Origin of the sequence: Cryocola sp. 340MFSha3.1, from assembly GCF_000383315.1 — a bacterium.
Lineage (GTDB): Bacteria > Actinomycetota > Actinomycetes > Actinomycetales > Microbacteriaceae > Leifsonia.
The window spans coordinates 1,636,315-1,650,326 of sequence record NZ_KB911087.1 but is presented as its reverse complement, the minus strand read 5'-3'; the positions used below and the strand labels follow the sequence as shown (position 1 = coordinate 1,650,326).

14 protein-coding genes are annotated in these 14,012 nt (G+C 69.7%); 4 read left to right on the top strand and 10 right to left on the bottom strand.

The window, feature by feature from the left end:
- The first annotated feature begins 32 nt into the window (after window positions 1–32).
- Window positions 33–764, top strand: coding sequence for a 3-keto-5-aminohexanoate cleavage protein (locus tag H284_RS0107840; protein WP_020075799.1), 732 nt, complete (start codon window positions 33–35; stop codon window positions 762–764).
- A gap of 49 nt (window positions 765–813) precedes the next feature.
- On the top strand, window positions 814–1,299 hold the full coding sequence (locus tag H284_RS0107835; protein WP_018189560.1) for an Lrp/AsnC family transcriptional regulator: 486 nt from the start codon (window positions 814–816) through the stop codon (window positions 1,297–1,299).
- 9 nt (window positions 1,300–1,308) lie between these two features.
- On the opposite strand, the gene H284_RS0107830 is transcribed toward H284_RS0107835, so the two are convergent.
- A complete protein-coding gene (locus H284_RS0107830) occupies window positions 1,309–1,827 on the bottom strand; it encodes an Lrp/AsnC family transcriptional regulator (protein WP_018189561.1) in 519 nt (172 codons plus the stop codon).
- 31 nt (window positions 1,828–1,858) lie between these two features.
- Entirely contained in the window at window positions 1,859–2,440 is a 582-nt protein-coding gene (locus H284_RS0107825; protein ID WP_020075798.1) for a TetR/AcrR family transcriptional regulator, read from the bottom strand.
- Between the two features lie 78 nt (window positions 2,441–2,518).
- Here H284_RS0107825 and H284_RS0107820 point away from each other — a divergent pair, with 78 nt between their 5' ends.
- Window positions 2,519–3,436 carry an aldo/keto reductase gene (locus tag H284_RS0107820; RefSeq protein WP_020075797.1) on the top strand — a complete coding sequence of 306 codons (918 nt, stop codon included), beginning with the start codon at window positions 2,519–2,521 and terminating at the stop codon, window positions 3,434–3,436.
- Between the two features lie 8 nt (window positions 3,437–3,444).
- Here H284_RS0107820 and H284_RS0107815 read toward each other — a convergent pair whose 3' ends face one another.
- The 7 genes from H284_RS0107815 to H284_RS0107785 all read right to left on the bottom strand — a co-directional run bounded on the left by H284_RS0107815 (window position 3,445) and on the right by H284_RS0107785 (window position 11,832).
- A complete protein-coding gene (locus H284_RS0107815; protein WP_020075796.1) occupies window positions 3,445–3,963 on the bottom strand; it encodes a P-loop NTPase family protein in 519 nt (172 codons plus the stop codon).
- 21 nt (window positions 3,964–3,984) lie between these two features.
- Window positions 3,985–5,091: a phospho-N-acetylmuramoyl-pentapeptide-transferase gene (mraY, locus tag H284_RS0107810; protein ID WP_020075795.1), complete on the bottom strand. Its 1,107-nt coding sequence runs from the start codon at window positions 5,089–5,091 to the stop codon at window positions 3,985–3,987.
- A 115-nt stretch (window positions 5,092–5,206) separates the two neighbouring features.
- Window positions 5,207–7,321, bottom strand: coding sequence for an RICIN domain-containing protein (locus H284_RS0107805; RefSeq protein ID WP_231371115.1), 2,115 nt, complete (start codon window positions 7,319–7,321; stop codon window positions 5,207–5,209).
- 83 nt (window positions 7,322–7,404) lie between these two features.
- Window positions 7,405–8,688, bottom strand: a complete 1,284-nt coding sequence (locus H284_RS0107800; protein WP_020075793.1) for a family 1 glycosylhydrolase — start codon at window positions 8,686–8,688, stop codon at window positions 7,405–7,407.
- Window positions 8,685–9,569, bottom strand: a complete 885-nt coding sequence (locus H284_RS0107795; RefSeq protein WP_020075792.1) for a carbohydrate ABC transporter permease — start codon at window positions 9,567–9,569, stop codon at window positions 8,685–8,687. The genes H284_RS0107800 and H284_RS0107795 overlap by 4 nt, the downstream gene beginning before the upstream one ends.
- Entirely contained in the window at window positions 9,566–10,516 is a 951-nt protein-coding gene (locus H284_RS0107790) for a carbohydrate ABC transporter permease (protein ID WP_039731324.1), read from the bottom strand. Before H284_RS0107790 ends, H284_RS0107795 begins: the two co-directional genes overlap by 4 nt.
- A gap of 56 nt (window positions 10,517–10,572) precedes the next feature.
- Window positions 10,573–11,832 carry an extracellular solute-binding protein gene (locus H284_RS0107785; RefSeq protein ID WP_020075790.1) on the bottom strand — a complete coding sequence of 420 codons (1,260 nt, stop codon included), beginning with the start codon at window positions 11,830–11,832 and terminating at the stop codon, window positions 10,573–10,575.
- Between the two features lie 240 nt (window positions 11,833–12,072).
- Between H284_RS0107785 and H284_RS20505 the strand changes: the two genes are divergently transcribed.
- The gene (locus tag H284_RS20505; protein ID WP_196802824.1) at window positions 12,073–13,296 is read left to right on the top strand and encodes an ice-binding family protein; all 1,224 of its coding nucleotides are present in this window, start codon (window positions 12,073–12,075) and stop codon (window positions 13,294–13,296) included.
- On the opposite strand, the gene H284_RS0107775 is transcribed toward H284_RS20505, so the two are convergent.
- Window positions 13,293–13,961, bottom strand: a complete 669-nt coding sequence (locus tag H284_RS0107775) for a winged helix-turn-helix transcriptional regulator (RefSeq protein ID WP_020075789.1) — start codon at window positions 13,959–13,961, stop codon at window positions 13,293–13,295. The two genes, H284_RS20505 and H284_RS0107775, sit on opposite strands and share 4 nt — an antisense overlap.
- Between the last annotated feature and the right edge of the window lie 51 nt (window positions 13,962–14,012).

Sequence of the window (14,012 nt, the reverse complement as noted above, 5' to 3'; positions counted from 1 at the left end):
CTCACTCCTCCTCCCGCTACCGAAAGGACCCCATGCTCCTCAAAGCCGCCATCAACGGAGGGAGGACTCCCGACGAGTTCCCCGCAGTCCCGCTGACCGCGGAGCAGATCGCCCGGGAGTCCGCCGCCGTGCTCGCGGCCGGCGCCGACGTCGTCCACGCTCACGCCCGCGCGGCGGATGGCTCCCAGACGATCGACCCGGAGGCGATCGGCGCGATGGTGCGAGCCTTCCGTGCCACGGTCCCGGACGGGGTGATCGGCACGACGACCGGACTCTGGACGTGCTCCGGACACGCGGAGCGGATGCGGCTCATCGCCGCGTGGCCCGAGGACGCCCTGCCCGACTTCGCGTCGGTCGCATTCAGCGAGGAGGGCGCGGCCGAGGCGGCCCAGCTGGTCCTCGACCGCGGAATGGTGCTGGAGAGCGCGGTCTGGTCGATGGCCGACGTGTCGGCGCTGCTCGCCTCGCCGACGCTGCACCGCAACGTGCGCATCCTGATCGAACCGGAGACAGAGGACGTGGAGGAGGCGGTGTCTGCGTGCCGCACGATCGCCCACGTGTTGCGCGACGCGGGCGTGGAGGCCCCGATCCTCTACCACGGGGCCGACCAGACCGTCTGGCCCGTCGTCCGCGCCGCGATCCAGGACGGTTGCGAGACACGGGTGGGGCTCGAGGACGGGCTCACCCGCGAGGACGGCTCTCCGACCGCGGGCAACGTGGAGCTGATCGGCGCGGTGCGTGCGCTCGAGCCGATCATCGCCTGAGGGTGCACCGGCTCCGGCGTTCTCAGGATGAGCGTTTAGGGTGCTTGCGATGATCGACGACACCGACCGCAAGCTCATCGAGCTGCTCATGCGCGACGGGCGCCGGCCGTTCACCGAGCTCGGCGCCGAGCTCGAGGTGAGCGAGGCGACGGTGCGCGGGAGGGTCGCGCGCCTGCAGGAGTCGGGCATCCTCAAGATCGTCGCCCTCTGCAACCCGCTGACGCTGGGTCACCAGTCGGTGCGCCTGATGATCGGCGTCGGGGGCCACTCGCCGCGGGCCGTGGCGAAGGCGCTCGCCGACATGGCGATGGTCAACCACGTCGCCCTCGGGACGGGCGCGCACGACGTCTACGTGGAGGCGACCTGCCGCGACCTGGACCAGCTCGTGACCCTGCTCGACGACGTTCGGCGCGTTCCCGGCGTGACGGACATCGACCAGTTCGTGCTGCTGGAGCTGTTCAAGGACTACTCGTGGGTGGGTCTGCGCGACAAGGCCGGCCAGAGCGCGGGTCAGGGCACCGGCCAGACCGACTGAGCCCGAGCGTCAGAGCTTGGGGAGCTGCGGCCGGGCCGTCCGCCGTTTGATGATGGCCTCGTCGACCGGCGCCGAGTCCTCGCGGAAGCCCGCCCAGAGGTAGGTGTCCTTCATCACCTCGAGCACGGTCATCGTCTCGACGTGCTGGACGCCGTTGACCCTCCGGACCTTCTCGTTCAGGATGCTGGAGAGGTGGATGACGTCGTCGCAGCGCAGATCGGCGATGAGGTCGTAGGCTCCGACCGCGCTGGCGACGAACTTGATCTCCGGAACCGTCACCAGCTGTTTCGCGACCGCGGCGACGGCGACACCGCGGATGCGGATGGCGATGTGCACCTCGATCTCGCCGAGCTTCGGGGCGTCGGGCATTCCGACAACCTGGACGATCCCGGCCTTCGAGAGGCGGCGGTACCGCGCTCGGACGCTCGGCTCCGAGAGGCCGACGTTTCGGCCGATGACGGCGAACGAACGGCGCCCGTCGACGCGCAGCTGATCGATGATCTTGCGGTCGATCGTGTCGATGTCCATGCGGGGCTCCCGGGGCGTCGGTGGTCCAACTCTATGCGGTTGTCAGCCCCCGCACCACGAGGTCCAGCAAGCGCTCGACCTGCGCGCTGTCGGTCGATTCCGCGGTCGTGAGGAAGACGCCGACCATGGCGGCGGTCACGTCGTCGGCCGAGACGTCGTCGCGGAAGAGCCCGCGCTCGATGCCGGCGGCGAGGAAGGGCTGCACGGCCGCGTCGACCCGCTGCCGGGTCTGCGCCGAGGCTGCTGCGGTTCGTGCGCCTCCCGCCCGGAGCGACTCGGCCATCCCGCGCTTGGTGGCGATGAACCCGGAGTAGAGACGCATGAACTCGCGGAGTGCGACATCCGGCTGTTCCGTCGGCAGAAGCGAGGCGCCGCGGTCGAGGACGGCGTCCAACTCGTTCTCGTAGACCGCGGCGACCAGGTCCTCGCGGGTCGGGAAGTTGCGGTAGAGCGTCCCGATGCCGACCCCGGCCGCACGTGCGATGGCTTCGAGGGAGGCATCCGGGCCCTCGGTCGTGAGCGCCTCACGGGCGGCGTGGAGGATGGCCGACCGGTTGCGTGCCGCGTCGGCACGCGGTCTGCGCGCGCGAGTGGATGCGGGATCGGCGCTCAAAATGGAGGTACCTCCGGTTTAAGTGGTAGCGTCATGGCAGCGGAGGGGCCTCCGCTTCTGACCAGTCTAGGAGGAGACATGACCGACACGACGATCCGACCCGGGGGGACGTTCCATCTCGGCGGCCGTGACGTCGCCCGCGTGGGCTACGGCGCGATGTCCCTGGAGCGCTACGAGGACGACCGCGAGACCGGGGTCGCCCTGCTCCGCCGTGCGGCCGAACTCGGCATCGACCACGTCGACACCGCCGACTTCTACGGTGCCAGCGTCTCGAACGACATCATCCGGCGGGCGTTCGGAGACTCCGACACAGTCGCGATCGCCACGAAGGTGGGCGCTGTGCGCGTGGATGCGCCCGTGCCCCTCGCTCTCGCCCAGCGACCCGCGGAGCTGCGCGCCCAGGTCGAGGACAATCTGCGGACGCTCGGGCGGAGCAGACTCGACGTGGTCAACCTGCGCCGACCGGAGGTCGGGCCGGGTCTCACGGTGCCGGTCGAGGAGCTGGTCGACCTGGACGACCAGCTCGCCGAACTGATCGCGCTGCGAGACGACGGCCTGATCGGCGCGATCGGGCTGAGCGCCGTCGGTGCGTCGACCCTGCGCCGCGCCCTGCCCGCCGGGATCGCCTGCGTGCAGAACGCCTACTCCCTGCTCAGCCGGGAGCACGAGGACCTCCTCGCCCTCTGTCTCGCCGAAGGGATCGCCTGGGTGCCGTTCTTCCCGCTCGGTAGCGGCTTCGCGCAGTACCCGAAGGTCGCCGACGACCCCACGGTCCGGCGCATCGCCACGGAGACGGACGCCACGCCTGCCCAGGTCGGCCTCGCGTGGCTGCTCGCGCACGCGGCGAACGTCCTGCTCATCCCGGGCACGGCGAGCATCCCGCACCTGGAGGAGAACGTGGCCGCCGGCGCGCTGGTGCTCACCGCGGAGCAGCTGGCCGAACTGGACGCCGTGGCCGGAGCGACGGCCGGTCCGTCGGATTCCGCGCGGCGTTAGTCCCCACGTCAGAGCGCCCCGTCGAGCACCCGCGCCGCCGCCTCGCGGGGCGTGAGCCGGCTCGTGTCCACCACCCGACCGGGGATGCGTGCTGCGTCGAGCACCGCATCCAACTCTCCGAAGCGGTGCAGGTGCCAGCCGGCCGCCGCGTCGTCGTCGCGGTGCCGTGCGCGCAGCCGGGCCTCGCCGATCACCGGGTCGACCGTGAGGCGGACGACCGTGAGAGGGAGTCCGCCGAGTGCGTCGCGATAGCGGGGCAGCTCTGCGGCGTCCTCGATGACGCCGGGGAGGATGAGGACCTGAGCGCCCGCAGCGCGGTGGTTGGCCGCGACCGGACGCAGGTTCGCGAGCTCCAGCGCGGAGTTGAACGGGTCGCCCTCCGGGGCCGGCCAGCCCGCGCGGAGTGCGTCCAGATCGATGATCGCGTGCGGGACGCCGCGCTCGATCAAGAGCGCGCTGACCGCATCCGCCGTCGTGCTCTTGCCGACGCCGACCGTGCCGTTGAGGAAGAGTGCCTGCTCACGCATGGGATCAGTCAACCGCACGCGCTAGGCGAGCCACTCGAAGTAGAACGACCCGACGCCGACGGCGATCAGCACGCCCGCGATGATCCAGAACCGCACGACGATCGTGACCTCGGGCCATCCCTTCAGCTCGAAGCTGTGGTGGATCGGCGTCATCGGGAAGAGACGCTTGCCGTGGGTCGCCTTGAAGTACGCGCGCTGGACGATGACCGAGCCCGCCTCGATGACGAAGAGGCCGCCGATGAGGATCAGGAGCAGTTCGGTGTGGGTGAGGATCGCGAGGGCGCACAGCGCTCCGCCGAGACCGAGCGCGCCGGTGTCTCCCATGATGATCTTGGCGGGACTGGTGTTCCACCAGAGGAATCCGACCAGAGCGCCGCAGATCGCCGCAGCGACGATGGCCAGCGACAGCGGGTCGCTCGTCGGATAGCACTTGGCCACGTTCGCCGGGTTGATGTTGGGGTTGAAGCAGGACTGGTTGAACTGCCAGAAGCCGATCAGCGTGTACGAGCCGATCGCGAGGACCGAGGCGCCCGTCGCCAGGCCGTCGAGACCGTCCGCGAGGTTCACGCCGTTGGTGGTCGCCGACGCCAGGAGGTTGATCCAGACCAGGTAGAGGACGAAGCCGACCACGGGCACCACTGTGGCGATCCGGGCGAAGTTGAGCGCGGGGATGTCGCGGATCGCCGAGACGGCCATGGACGCCGGCGTCGTGCCGTCGGCGGTGGGGAACTGGAGTGCGAGCACGGCGAACGCGGTCGCGACGATCGCCTGCCCGGCGATCTTCGCCCATCCGCCGAGTCCGAGGCTGCGCTGGTGGTGCACCTTCAGGAAGTCGTCGACGAACCCGACCGCCGCCATGCCGACGAACATCAGCAGCACCAGGAGCGACGACGGGGAGATGCCGTCCCCGCCGTTGAGGAGGGCGGATACGAAGAACCCGAAGAGCGTCGCCAGGATGAAGACGATGCCGCCCATCGTCGGGGTCCCGCGCTTGACGTGGTGCGACTGGGGTCCGTCGTCCCGGATGAACTGCCCCCACTCCAGCCGCCGGAACAGCCGGATGAAGAGCGGCGTCAGGAAGAGCGAGAAGGCGAGGGCGAGACCGCCCGCCGTAAGTAGGGTCCCCACGCAGCGAGTCTGGCAGGCGGCGCCTCGCCGGACGTGATCCGCGCCGAGCACTCGAAGAGTCGACGCGCCGGGAGGGGCGACGGCGGCCCGATCGCCGTCGCCCCGGTCGGATGGACTACTGGATGCCCTCGCGCACGAGCCGCCACTGCTGCGTCGCACTGCCGTCGGCGGTGCGCTGCTGGGCGAAGGCGCCGTCGGCCGTCGACGATCCGGCGATCTCGAGCGGCTTGCCGCTGTTCGCGTTCGTCAGCGTCCACCAGCCGCCCGAGGTGCTCGGCGACCACACCTGGGTGGCGTTGCCGGTCGGACCCCATTGCGCCGCCCGCACACCGTCTGCGGTCTGAGCTCCGGGGATCTCGAGCAGCTTGCCGCTGTTCACATTGAACAGCTGGAGGCCGTTCGACACCGGGTGCACGTTCCACACCTGGCACGCGTTGCCGGTGTCACCCCACTGCCCGGCCCCCGCACCGTCTGCCAGGGACGCACTCGCGATCTCCAGGTACTTGCCGCTGTTGCGGTTCACGACGCGGAACTGCGGATCCAGGGCGGTCCCCGGCTTGTACAGCTGGATGGCGTCGAGCTCGGCGAACGAGGTGCCCTTCGTGAATGCGATCGTGTTCGCGCCCGCGTTCAGCGTGACCGTCTTCTGCACCCAGCCGTAGCGTCCCCAGTTCACCGTCGCCGGGTAGCTGAGGGTGGATGCGGTGCCGCCGTTGACGCTGACGTTGTGCGTGGATGCCGCGCCCGTTCCGTTGTCGTAGCGGACGTTCATCGTGTACGAGCCGGCCGACGGGACCCGCACGGTGAAGGTCACCGAGCTGGTCGTGTTGTTGATGTTGCCGACCTTGCTGCCGTTCGACGCATCCGGATCCGTGACGAGGGAGGTGTCCGATGTGCGGGCGGCCTTCTCGGCCTCGTACTGCTGGGCGTCCAGCGGGATGGAGCCGACACGGATGTCGTTGTAGGTGGTCGTGAGGTTCTCGACGTTGGTCGCCTGGTACAGCGTGCGGCCGTCCACCGAGTAGTCGATGCTCTGGGCGAAGCCGCTGAAGGTGCCGCCTTCGGCGTCCGGTCCGTCGTACGTGACCGCCATCGGAAGTCGCTCCCACGGCCCGTCGCCGAGGTTGTAGTTGACGTAGAAGTTCTGACCGCCGTCGATGGTGCCCGTGGCATCCAGCGACCACTTGGATGCGACGACGACCATGCCCTTCGGCCCGCCGCCCGGGACCCACTTCACATACGGCGACGATCCGATGCCGCGGCCGTTTGCGAGGGTGATGGGCGTGCCGATGCTGGTCGTCGGCGACCAGTTCAGGCCGTCGGGCGACGTCTTGAAGTACACCGGCGCGGTGTTCTTGGTCTGCGACGGCCGGTTGACCACCTCGAACGTGGCGAGGTAGCGGCCATCGGGCAGCTTGGTCACCGTGATCATGCCGGGCCGGTCGGACTGGTTGTTCGGGGCCGACACGTTCGACTCAGCACCCCAGGTCGCGCCGCCGTCGGTGGACCGCCGATACGACACCGCCTGCAGGACACCGCTCGCCTTCTGCCGCTCGTCCGAGAAGTAGGCGACCAGGCCGCCCTGCCCGTCGATGGCCAGCGACGGCTCCCACACGGTCGAGGTCGTGGAGGTCGGGCTCGGGTCGTAGACGGCGGGCCCGCCGGTGTCGATGGTGCTCAGATACGACCACGACGTGCCCTGGTTCGTGCTCTTGTAGACGACCAGGCGGCTGCTCGAGCGGTCCTCCGGCATGATCATCCCGGCGAGCAGGATGGTGCCCGCGGCCAGCCCGCCCGTCGCCTGCGAGACCTCGAACAGGAACGGCTGGGAGGTGCGGGTCAGCGTCGGGAACGTCGCGCTCGGCACGACGTCCGTGACGTGGGTCCAGCTGGTCCCGTCGTCGGTGCTGCGGTAGATCGGGTAGACCTGCACGCCGTTCACGAGCACGAGCTGGTCGTAGGTGACCAGTTGGGTGCCGTTCGCCGCCCCGCTGTTCTTGAGCACGATGTTCTTCGCGTACGTCGTTCCGGCCGCGCGGCCGCCCTCCGGGTTGAACGACGTGCCGGCGGCGGGGGAGTAGACGAGCGATCCGTTGCCGGTCGTCACGGCGGAGGCGGGCGCGGCGGTAAATGTCGCCGCGACGAGGGCGCCGGCGACGGCGCCGGCCACGGCGAGTGCCCGGAGTCGTCGCCGCGGCGACGCGCCCGATGTGGTGCGTGATGGAAACATTGTCGGTTCCTTCTCTCACTGGTGACCCGTCCGCGGGCGCGGGCGGGCCGTCACGACGTCGGGCTCGTCGTCACGTCTGGACGTCAGGTCAGCAGGCTGACGTCATCGGCAGGCAGAGGGGCGAGCCGGGCGGCGTACTCGCGGAAGCGGTCGGCGACCGGGTTCGGCCGCCGCAGCAACCCGGCGGGCGACTCGACCAGGTCGTGGAGCCCCATGGTCAGCAGGTGGTCGGCGCGCGGCCGGTCGCTGTGCCGCCACGTCCACTCGTACATGTCGAACAGCGGCCACCAGACGTACCCGACCACCGGTGCACCCTCGGACCGCATGCTCTCCACGAGGGCGCGCGACTCATCCAGCCAGTGGATGCGCTCCTCGACCGTTCCCGTCACGCACGTCTCGGTGACCATCACCGGTGCGCCGTACCGCGAGGCGAACCGCTCGAGCGCCTCGCGGAGGCCCTGCGTTCCGCGGTCGACGCTCGGCCGCGGGTCGGCGAAGCCGCCGCCGTGCCGGGCGCCCGCCTCGAACAGCTCGGTGGAGTGGCGCGGGTAATAGTTGACGCCCATGATGTCGGGGCGCACGGCGTGGGCGGCGAACCAGTCCAGCTCGGCGTCCGTGACCGCCGGGGCGAGCCGGTCGCGCAGCGGGTGGGCGTCGTCGACGCGACCGGTCACGAGGTCCTCGACCAGGTGCACCTGGTGCCGCAGCCGCTCGGCCTCCGCGTGATGCTCCGGTGCGGTGTCGTCTCCGACGTAGCTGATGGCGGCGTCGACGTGCACGAAGGTCGCGCGGTCGCCGATGCGGGCGGCCAGCGCCTCCTGGCTGAGCACGAAGCCGCGCGCCAGGTTCGCGGCGATGGTGGCGAAGCCCTCGGCGCCGGTCCGGTAGGGCGGCCAGTAGCCGTACTCTCCGGAGAACAGCGCATGGATGACCGGCTCGTTCACCGGCGTGTAGTCCACGACCCGGTCGCCGTAGCGCTCGCCGAAGCGGTCCGCGAACTCGGCGACATGCTGCGGGTAGTCCGCGGAGGCGAACTGGTCGGTCAGCCAGGTGGGGGTGCCGTAGTGCAGCAGGTCGATGATCGGCCGGAGGCCGGCGCCGAGCAGCGCATCCACCGCCCGGTCGGTCCAGTCCCAGTCCCAGCGGCCGGGCTCCGGCGCGATCCGGTACCAGGGAACGCCCCAGCGCAGCACCTCGGCGCCGACGCCCGCCGCGAGGGCGAAGTCCTCGCGGTACCGGTCGTAGTGCTCGGTGAGCTCGTACTCGTCGATGGCGCGCTCGCCGGGCCGCTCCTGCGGCACGAAGGTGTCCTCGATCCCGAGTCCGAGGTGCAGGCGGCCGTCCTCGAACCAGCGCGGGGCCGTCACTTGAGCCCCGTGGTCGCGACGCTCTCGATGAAGCGGCGCTGCATGATCAGGAACATGACGGCGAGCGGCAGGACCGCGATGAGCGATCCGGCCATCATCGTGCCGTAGGGGATGATGCCGCTCGGCCCGGTCAGCAGGGTGAGGCCCGACGTGATCGTGCCCATCTCCGGCGAGGTCGTGAAGACGAGCGGCCAGAGCAGGTCGTTCCAGTTGTTCACGAAGGTGAAGATGGCGAGCGTGAGGAGGGCCGGGACGGCGTTCGGGAGCACGATGCTGCGGAAGATGCGAAACTCGCCGGCCCCGTCGATCCGCGCCGCGTTGTCGAGGTCGCGGGGGAGGGCGATGAAGAACTGGCGCAGGAAGAAGATGCCGAAAGCGTCGGCCGCCCGCGGGATGATCAGCCCGGCGAACGTGTTGACCCAGCCGAGCTGCGCCACCAGCTGGTAGACGGGGATGAGCGTCGCCTGGAACGGGATCATCAGGCTGGCCACGATCACGATCAGCACGACCCTGCTGCCGCGGAAGTCGATGCGGGCGAGGGCGTAGGCCGCGAGCGAGTCGAAGACGAGGGCGAAGACCGTCACCCCGCCCGCGAAGACGAGGCTGTTGAGGAAGAGCCGCCCGAACGGGAGGTCGCTGAAGATCTTGGTGAAGTTGTCCAGCGTCCACGTTCCGGGGAGCAGTGTCGGCGGATAGGCGTTGATCTCGGACGCCGGCTTGAACGCCGTGAGGACGATCACGATCACGGGGAGCAGCACGATGGCGGTCAGCACCAGGGCGGCGGCGAAGAGCAGCCAGCGCTCTGTGGTGCGGCCGACGCGCCGGCGGCGGGCCGTGGTGGCGGCCCGGGCCGTGGCGGCGGGGGCGAGGGTGGCGGTCATGCGAGGTCCTTCTCACGGCGTCCGAAGAAGCGGAACTGGATGAGGCTGAGGATGAGGGTCGCGGCCAGCAGCACGTAGGAGAGCGCTGTCGCGAGCCCGAGGTCGAGCTTCTTGAAGCCCTCCTGGTAGATCTCCATGACGACGGTCTGCGTCGAACGGTACGGACCGCCGCCCGTCATGACGTAGATCTGGTCGAAGGCCTGGAGGGCGGCGATCATCGCGAACACGACGACGAACGCGAGGGTGTTGCTGAGCTGGGGGAGGGTGATGCTGATGAAGCGCCGCCAGGCTCCCGCGCCGTCGATCTTCGCCGCCTCGTACAGCGACTCGGGGATCTCCTGCAGACCGGCGATGAAGATCACCATGTAGAAGCCGAAGCTCTTCCAGATGGCCACGAGCACGACCGTCGGCATGGCGAGCGCCGGGTCCTGCAGAACGTTTCCGAGCTGGATGCCGACGCTGCGCAGCCAGTAGTTGAGGAGGCCGACCTGCGGGTCGAGCAGGTACGTCCAGGCGAAGGCGGCGACGGCGAGGGAGACGATGAACGGGAGGAACAGTGCCGTGCGGAAGAAGCCGCGACCGAGCAGGCGGCGGTTGGTGAGGAGGAGCGCGAGCAGCAGTGCCGCGATCAGCGCCGTCGGGGTGAAGAGCACCGTGTAGAGCGCGGTGTTGCCGAGGGTGGCGAGCACGCGTGGGTCGGTGAAGACCTGCACGTAGTTGTCGAAGCCCACCCACTCCTCCAGGCCGAAGCCGCTCGCGTTCGTGAACGAGAGACGCAGGGCCGACAGCATCGGCCACCCGACGAAGGCGATCAGGACGACCGTCGCGGGGAGCATGAAGAGCAGGGCCATCGGTCCGCGGCGGCGGCCCGAACGCGGCCGGCCGCCGAGCGGGGCGGGCGGGCGATACGGCCGGCGGCCCGTGCGGGAGCGGGTGAGTGTGGTCATGATCGCTTTCGGAAGAGGGTGGTGGACCGCCGGGGTGCGGCGGTCCACCGGGTGGATCACTTGCCGAGTGCCTGCTGCACCTGGGTGGATGCCGACTTCAGCAACGCATCCGGGTCGCCGCCGGCGAGGGCCTTCTGCGTCGCTTCGTCGACCGCCGAGAGGACATCCGTGCTGTTGGCGACGCCGGGGAGCAGGGGACGCGCATCCCCGACCAGGTCGGTGAGCGTCGCCACGACCGGGTTCGACGACACGTCGGAGGACGGGATGTCGGTGCGCAGCGGCGGCCACGCCGAGCCGAGCGACCACTTCGTGGCGACCTCCTTGGTGAAGAAGTAGGCGAAGAACTTCTCCGCCGCAGCCTTCTTCGCAGCGTCTGCCTGAGCGGTCACCGCGGCCGAGATGCCGATCGCCGAGGCGGCGGCGCCCTTCGGTCCGGCGGGGATGCCGGCGATGCCGTAGTCGATCTTGTTCTCGGTGGCGACGCCCGCCATCCACGGTCCGCCGATCTCCATCGCGGCCTTGCCGGAGGAGAACAGCTTGTCGGAGGCGACGCCGTCCAGGCCCGTCGGCGAGATCTTGTCGGCGGTGACGGCCTTCGCCCAGTACGACAGCGTCTCGGCGTTCTCGGAGGAGTCGAGCACCGACTTCGAGCCGTCGACGATCTTCCCGCCGTTGCCGTAGAACAGGCTCGCCCAGACGCCGTTGCCCACGGTCGCGTGGTCGGGGAGTGCCAGGCCGTACTGCTCGGGGGTGCCGTCGCCGTTCTCGTCGACGGTGAGCTTCTTGGCGTCGGCCACCCATTCGTCCCACGTCTTCGGGAACTCGGTGATCCCCGCCTTCTCGAAGAGCGCCTTGTTGTAGATGACGGAGAGCGGCACGAAGCCGGTGGGGATGCCGTAGTAGGAGTCGTCGACCTTCTCCATCTCGACCGCTGCGGGCCGCAGCGACGCGCTCTTCGTCGCGCTGCTCGCGTAGAAGTCGTCGAGCTTGGCGAACGCGCCCTTGGATGCGTACACCGGGAGGGTCTCGGCCGGCATCGCGACGATGTCCGGCCCCTTCTTGGCGGAGAGCGCGGGGAGCAATGTGTCGCCGATGACGGCCCAGGTCTTGGTCGTGGTCTTGATCGTGATCTTGTCCTGCGACTTGTTGAAGTCGTCGACGATCGCGTCGAGCACCTTGCCGTCTGCTTCGGTGTAGCCGTGCCAGAAGGTGAGAGTGACGGGGCCGGAGTCGCCGGAGCCGGGGGAGGTGGAGCAGCCGGCCAGCGCGAGAGAAGCGCCGGCCGCGACGGCCAGCGTCGCGAGCAGTTTCTTCATTGAATGCCTCTCATGGGACCGACCGCTCATCGTCGATCGGATCGGGTTTACAACGATGTAATCAACGTTGTAAATGGGAGTATAGGCAGGCGGCGGAGCGGGCGTCAAGCCGAAAACCGCTTACCCCCCGTTCGGCCGGATCCGGCACGGGGCCCGGAACTGTGCCAGACTCCGCGCCAAGGGGTGTGGAAGACGAATCTCGTCGTATGCCAGGACCCCCCGATTCGGGCGGGGGCCTTCGTGGCCGATTCGACATCCACTTCTTCTTCACCATCTTTCGGCGCGCGCATCGGCGTCGGGGCGACAGCGGCAGCTCTTCTGGCGCTGCTCGGCCTGTGCTTCGGCCCGGCTGCGGCGCACGCGGACACCACCCTCGACGGACCGGTGGACATCGGGACTGCCGCGCCCTTCGGCGTGCTCGGAGCGAGTGAGGTGATGAACACCGGGCCGACCGTCGTCGACGGCGATGTGGGCGTGTCTCCTGGCTCGTCGATCACCGGGTTCGGGGGCGCTCCCGACGGCACGTTCACCGGAACCCTGCATCAGACCGACGCCGTCGCAGCTCAGGCGCAGAGCGACGTGACGACGGCCTTCAACACCGCCAGCGGACTCACGCCGACGACCTCCGGCATCGGCGAGCTCAACGGGTTGTCGCTGACACCCGGCGTCTACTCGGGTGGCGCGCTCTCGCTCGCGGACAACGGAGCGCTGACCCTCGCCGGCAGTGCGACCTCGGTCTGGGTCTTCCAGGCGGCCAGCACGCTGACCATCGGATCGGCGACGCACATCACGATGACCGGCGGCGCGACCGCCTGCAACGTCTTCTGGAGGGTCGGGTCGTCGGCGACGCTGGGCACAGCCGCGCAGTTCATCGGGACCGTGCTCGCGGACCAGTCCATCACCGCGACGACCGGCGCGACGATCGTGGGCCGCCTGCTGGCGAGCAACGCGGCGGTCACCCTCGACACCAACACCGTGACGGCCCCGACGGGATGCCCGCCGCCGGGCACACCCGTCACGACGTCGAGCCCGTCCATCACCTCCGGAACGCCGACCGCTCCGGTCGCCGGGACACCGTACGCGTTCACCGTGACCGCCTCCGGCACGCCGTCACCCACGTTCACCGTGAGCGCCGGGGCTCTCCCGGCCGGTCTCACCCTGAACGGCACCACCGGAGTCATCTCCGGGACGCCGACCACGCCGGGTTCGTCGACCGTGACCATCACCGCTTCCAACGGACAGGGCCCCGACGCATCGGCGACGTACACCTTCGTGACGGCGCCTGCGCTAGTGCTCGTCGGGACGGAGGGGGTGCTGGCGATCGGCTCGGAAGGCGCGACCGCATCACTCGCAGACAGCGGGAGCGACCCCGTCCTGCCGTTCGTCGCGGCTCTCGCGCTGGTCGTCCTGGGGATCGCGGTGAGCCGTCTCGGAGTGTCCCGTTCGGCTCGCGGCCGGCTCTAGGCGGGCACGTTCGGGCTGTACGGCACGTGGAGCGTGTCGGCGAAGCGGGCGAACAGCGAGGCGTCGCCCTCCAGCTGCACCGCACCGGTCGCGATCGCGGTGTCCGCATCCAGCTCTCCCGCGAGGAGGTCGCGGATCTGCGGGCCCGCGGTGATGACGAGGTCCGGTGCCTCGGCCGCGCCAGGGCCGACGGTGATGACGCCGTCGCGCATGATCAGGTGCGTCACCACCTCGCCGACGCGGACGGTGTAGGCCGTGTCCCACTCCTTCGGGACGACGCCGTCGCCCGCGGCGACCTTCAGCGCCGAGGCGATCGATGCGGTCGTCACGATCTCGCCGTCGCGCGGAGTCCGCATCCCGCCGGCGCCCCAGCGCGACAGCGCGTCCATCGCCGGGCCGAGCTCCTCGCCGCGCGGGGTCAGCCGGTAGACGACCGCCCGCTCACCGCTTGACGGAGCCATCCGCTCGACGATGCCCTCCTCCTCGAGCTCTTTCAGCCGGGAGGCGAGGGTGTTCGTGGGGATGCCGGGGAGGCCGGAGACCAGGTCAGAGTAGCGCTGCGGGCCGACGCTCAGATCGCGCAGGATCAGCAGGGTCCATCGCTGCCCGACGATCTCGGCTGCGCGTGCGAGACCGCAGAACTGCCCGTAGTGCTGGTTCGTCATGAATCTCACTGTAGCACTTGACTTCATTATTTGCAGTGTGCTTTATTTTTT

Bases quoted from the DNA above. Each gene is read 5' to 3' on its own strand.
- H284_RS0107820 (WP_020075797.1), top strand. From the start codon at position 2,519: ATGACCGACACGACGATCCGACCCGGGGGGACGTTCCATCTCGGCGGC.
- H284_RS0107815 (WP_020075796.1), bottom strand. From the start codon at position 3,963: ATGCGTGAGCAGGCACTCTTCCTCAACGGCACGGTCGGCGTCGGCAAG.
- H284_RS0107775 (WP_020075789.1), bottom strand. From the start codon at position 13,961: ATGACGAACCAGCACTACGGGCAGTTCTGCGGTCTCGCACGCGCAGCC.
- H284_RS0107795 (WP_020075792.1), bottom strand. From the start codon at position 9,569: ATGACCGCCACCCTCGCCCCCGCCGCCACGGCCCGGGCCGCCACCACG.
- H284_RS0107840 (WP_020075799.1), top strand. From the start codon at position 33: ATGCTCCTCAAAGCCGCCATCAACGGAGGGAGGACTCCCGACGAGTTC.
- H284_RS0107835 (WP_018189560.1), top strand. From the start codon at position 814: ATGATCGACGACACCGACCGCAAGCTCATCGAGCTGCTCATGCGCGAC.
- H284_RS0107805 (WP_231371115.1), bottom strand. From the start codon at position 7,321: ATGTTTCCATCACGCACCACATCGGGCGCGTCGCCGCGGCGACGACTC.
- H284_RS0107830 (WP_018189561.1), bottom strand. From the start codon at position 1,827: ATGGACATCGACACGATCGACCGCAAGATCATCGATCAGCTGCGCGTC.
- H284_RS0107790 (WP_039731324.1), bottom strand. From the start codon at position 10,516: ATGACCACACTCACCCGCTCCCGCACGGGCCGCCGGCCGTATCGCCCG.
- H284_RS0107785 (WP_020075790.1), bottom strand. From the start codon at position 11,832: ATGAAGAAACTGCTCGCGACGCTGGCCGTCGCGGCCGGCGCTTCTCTC.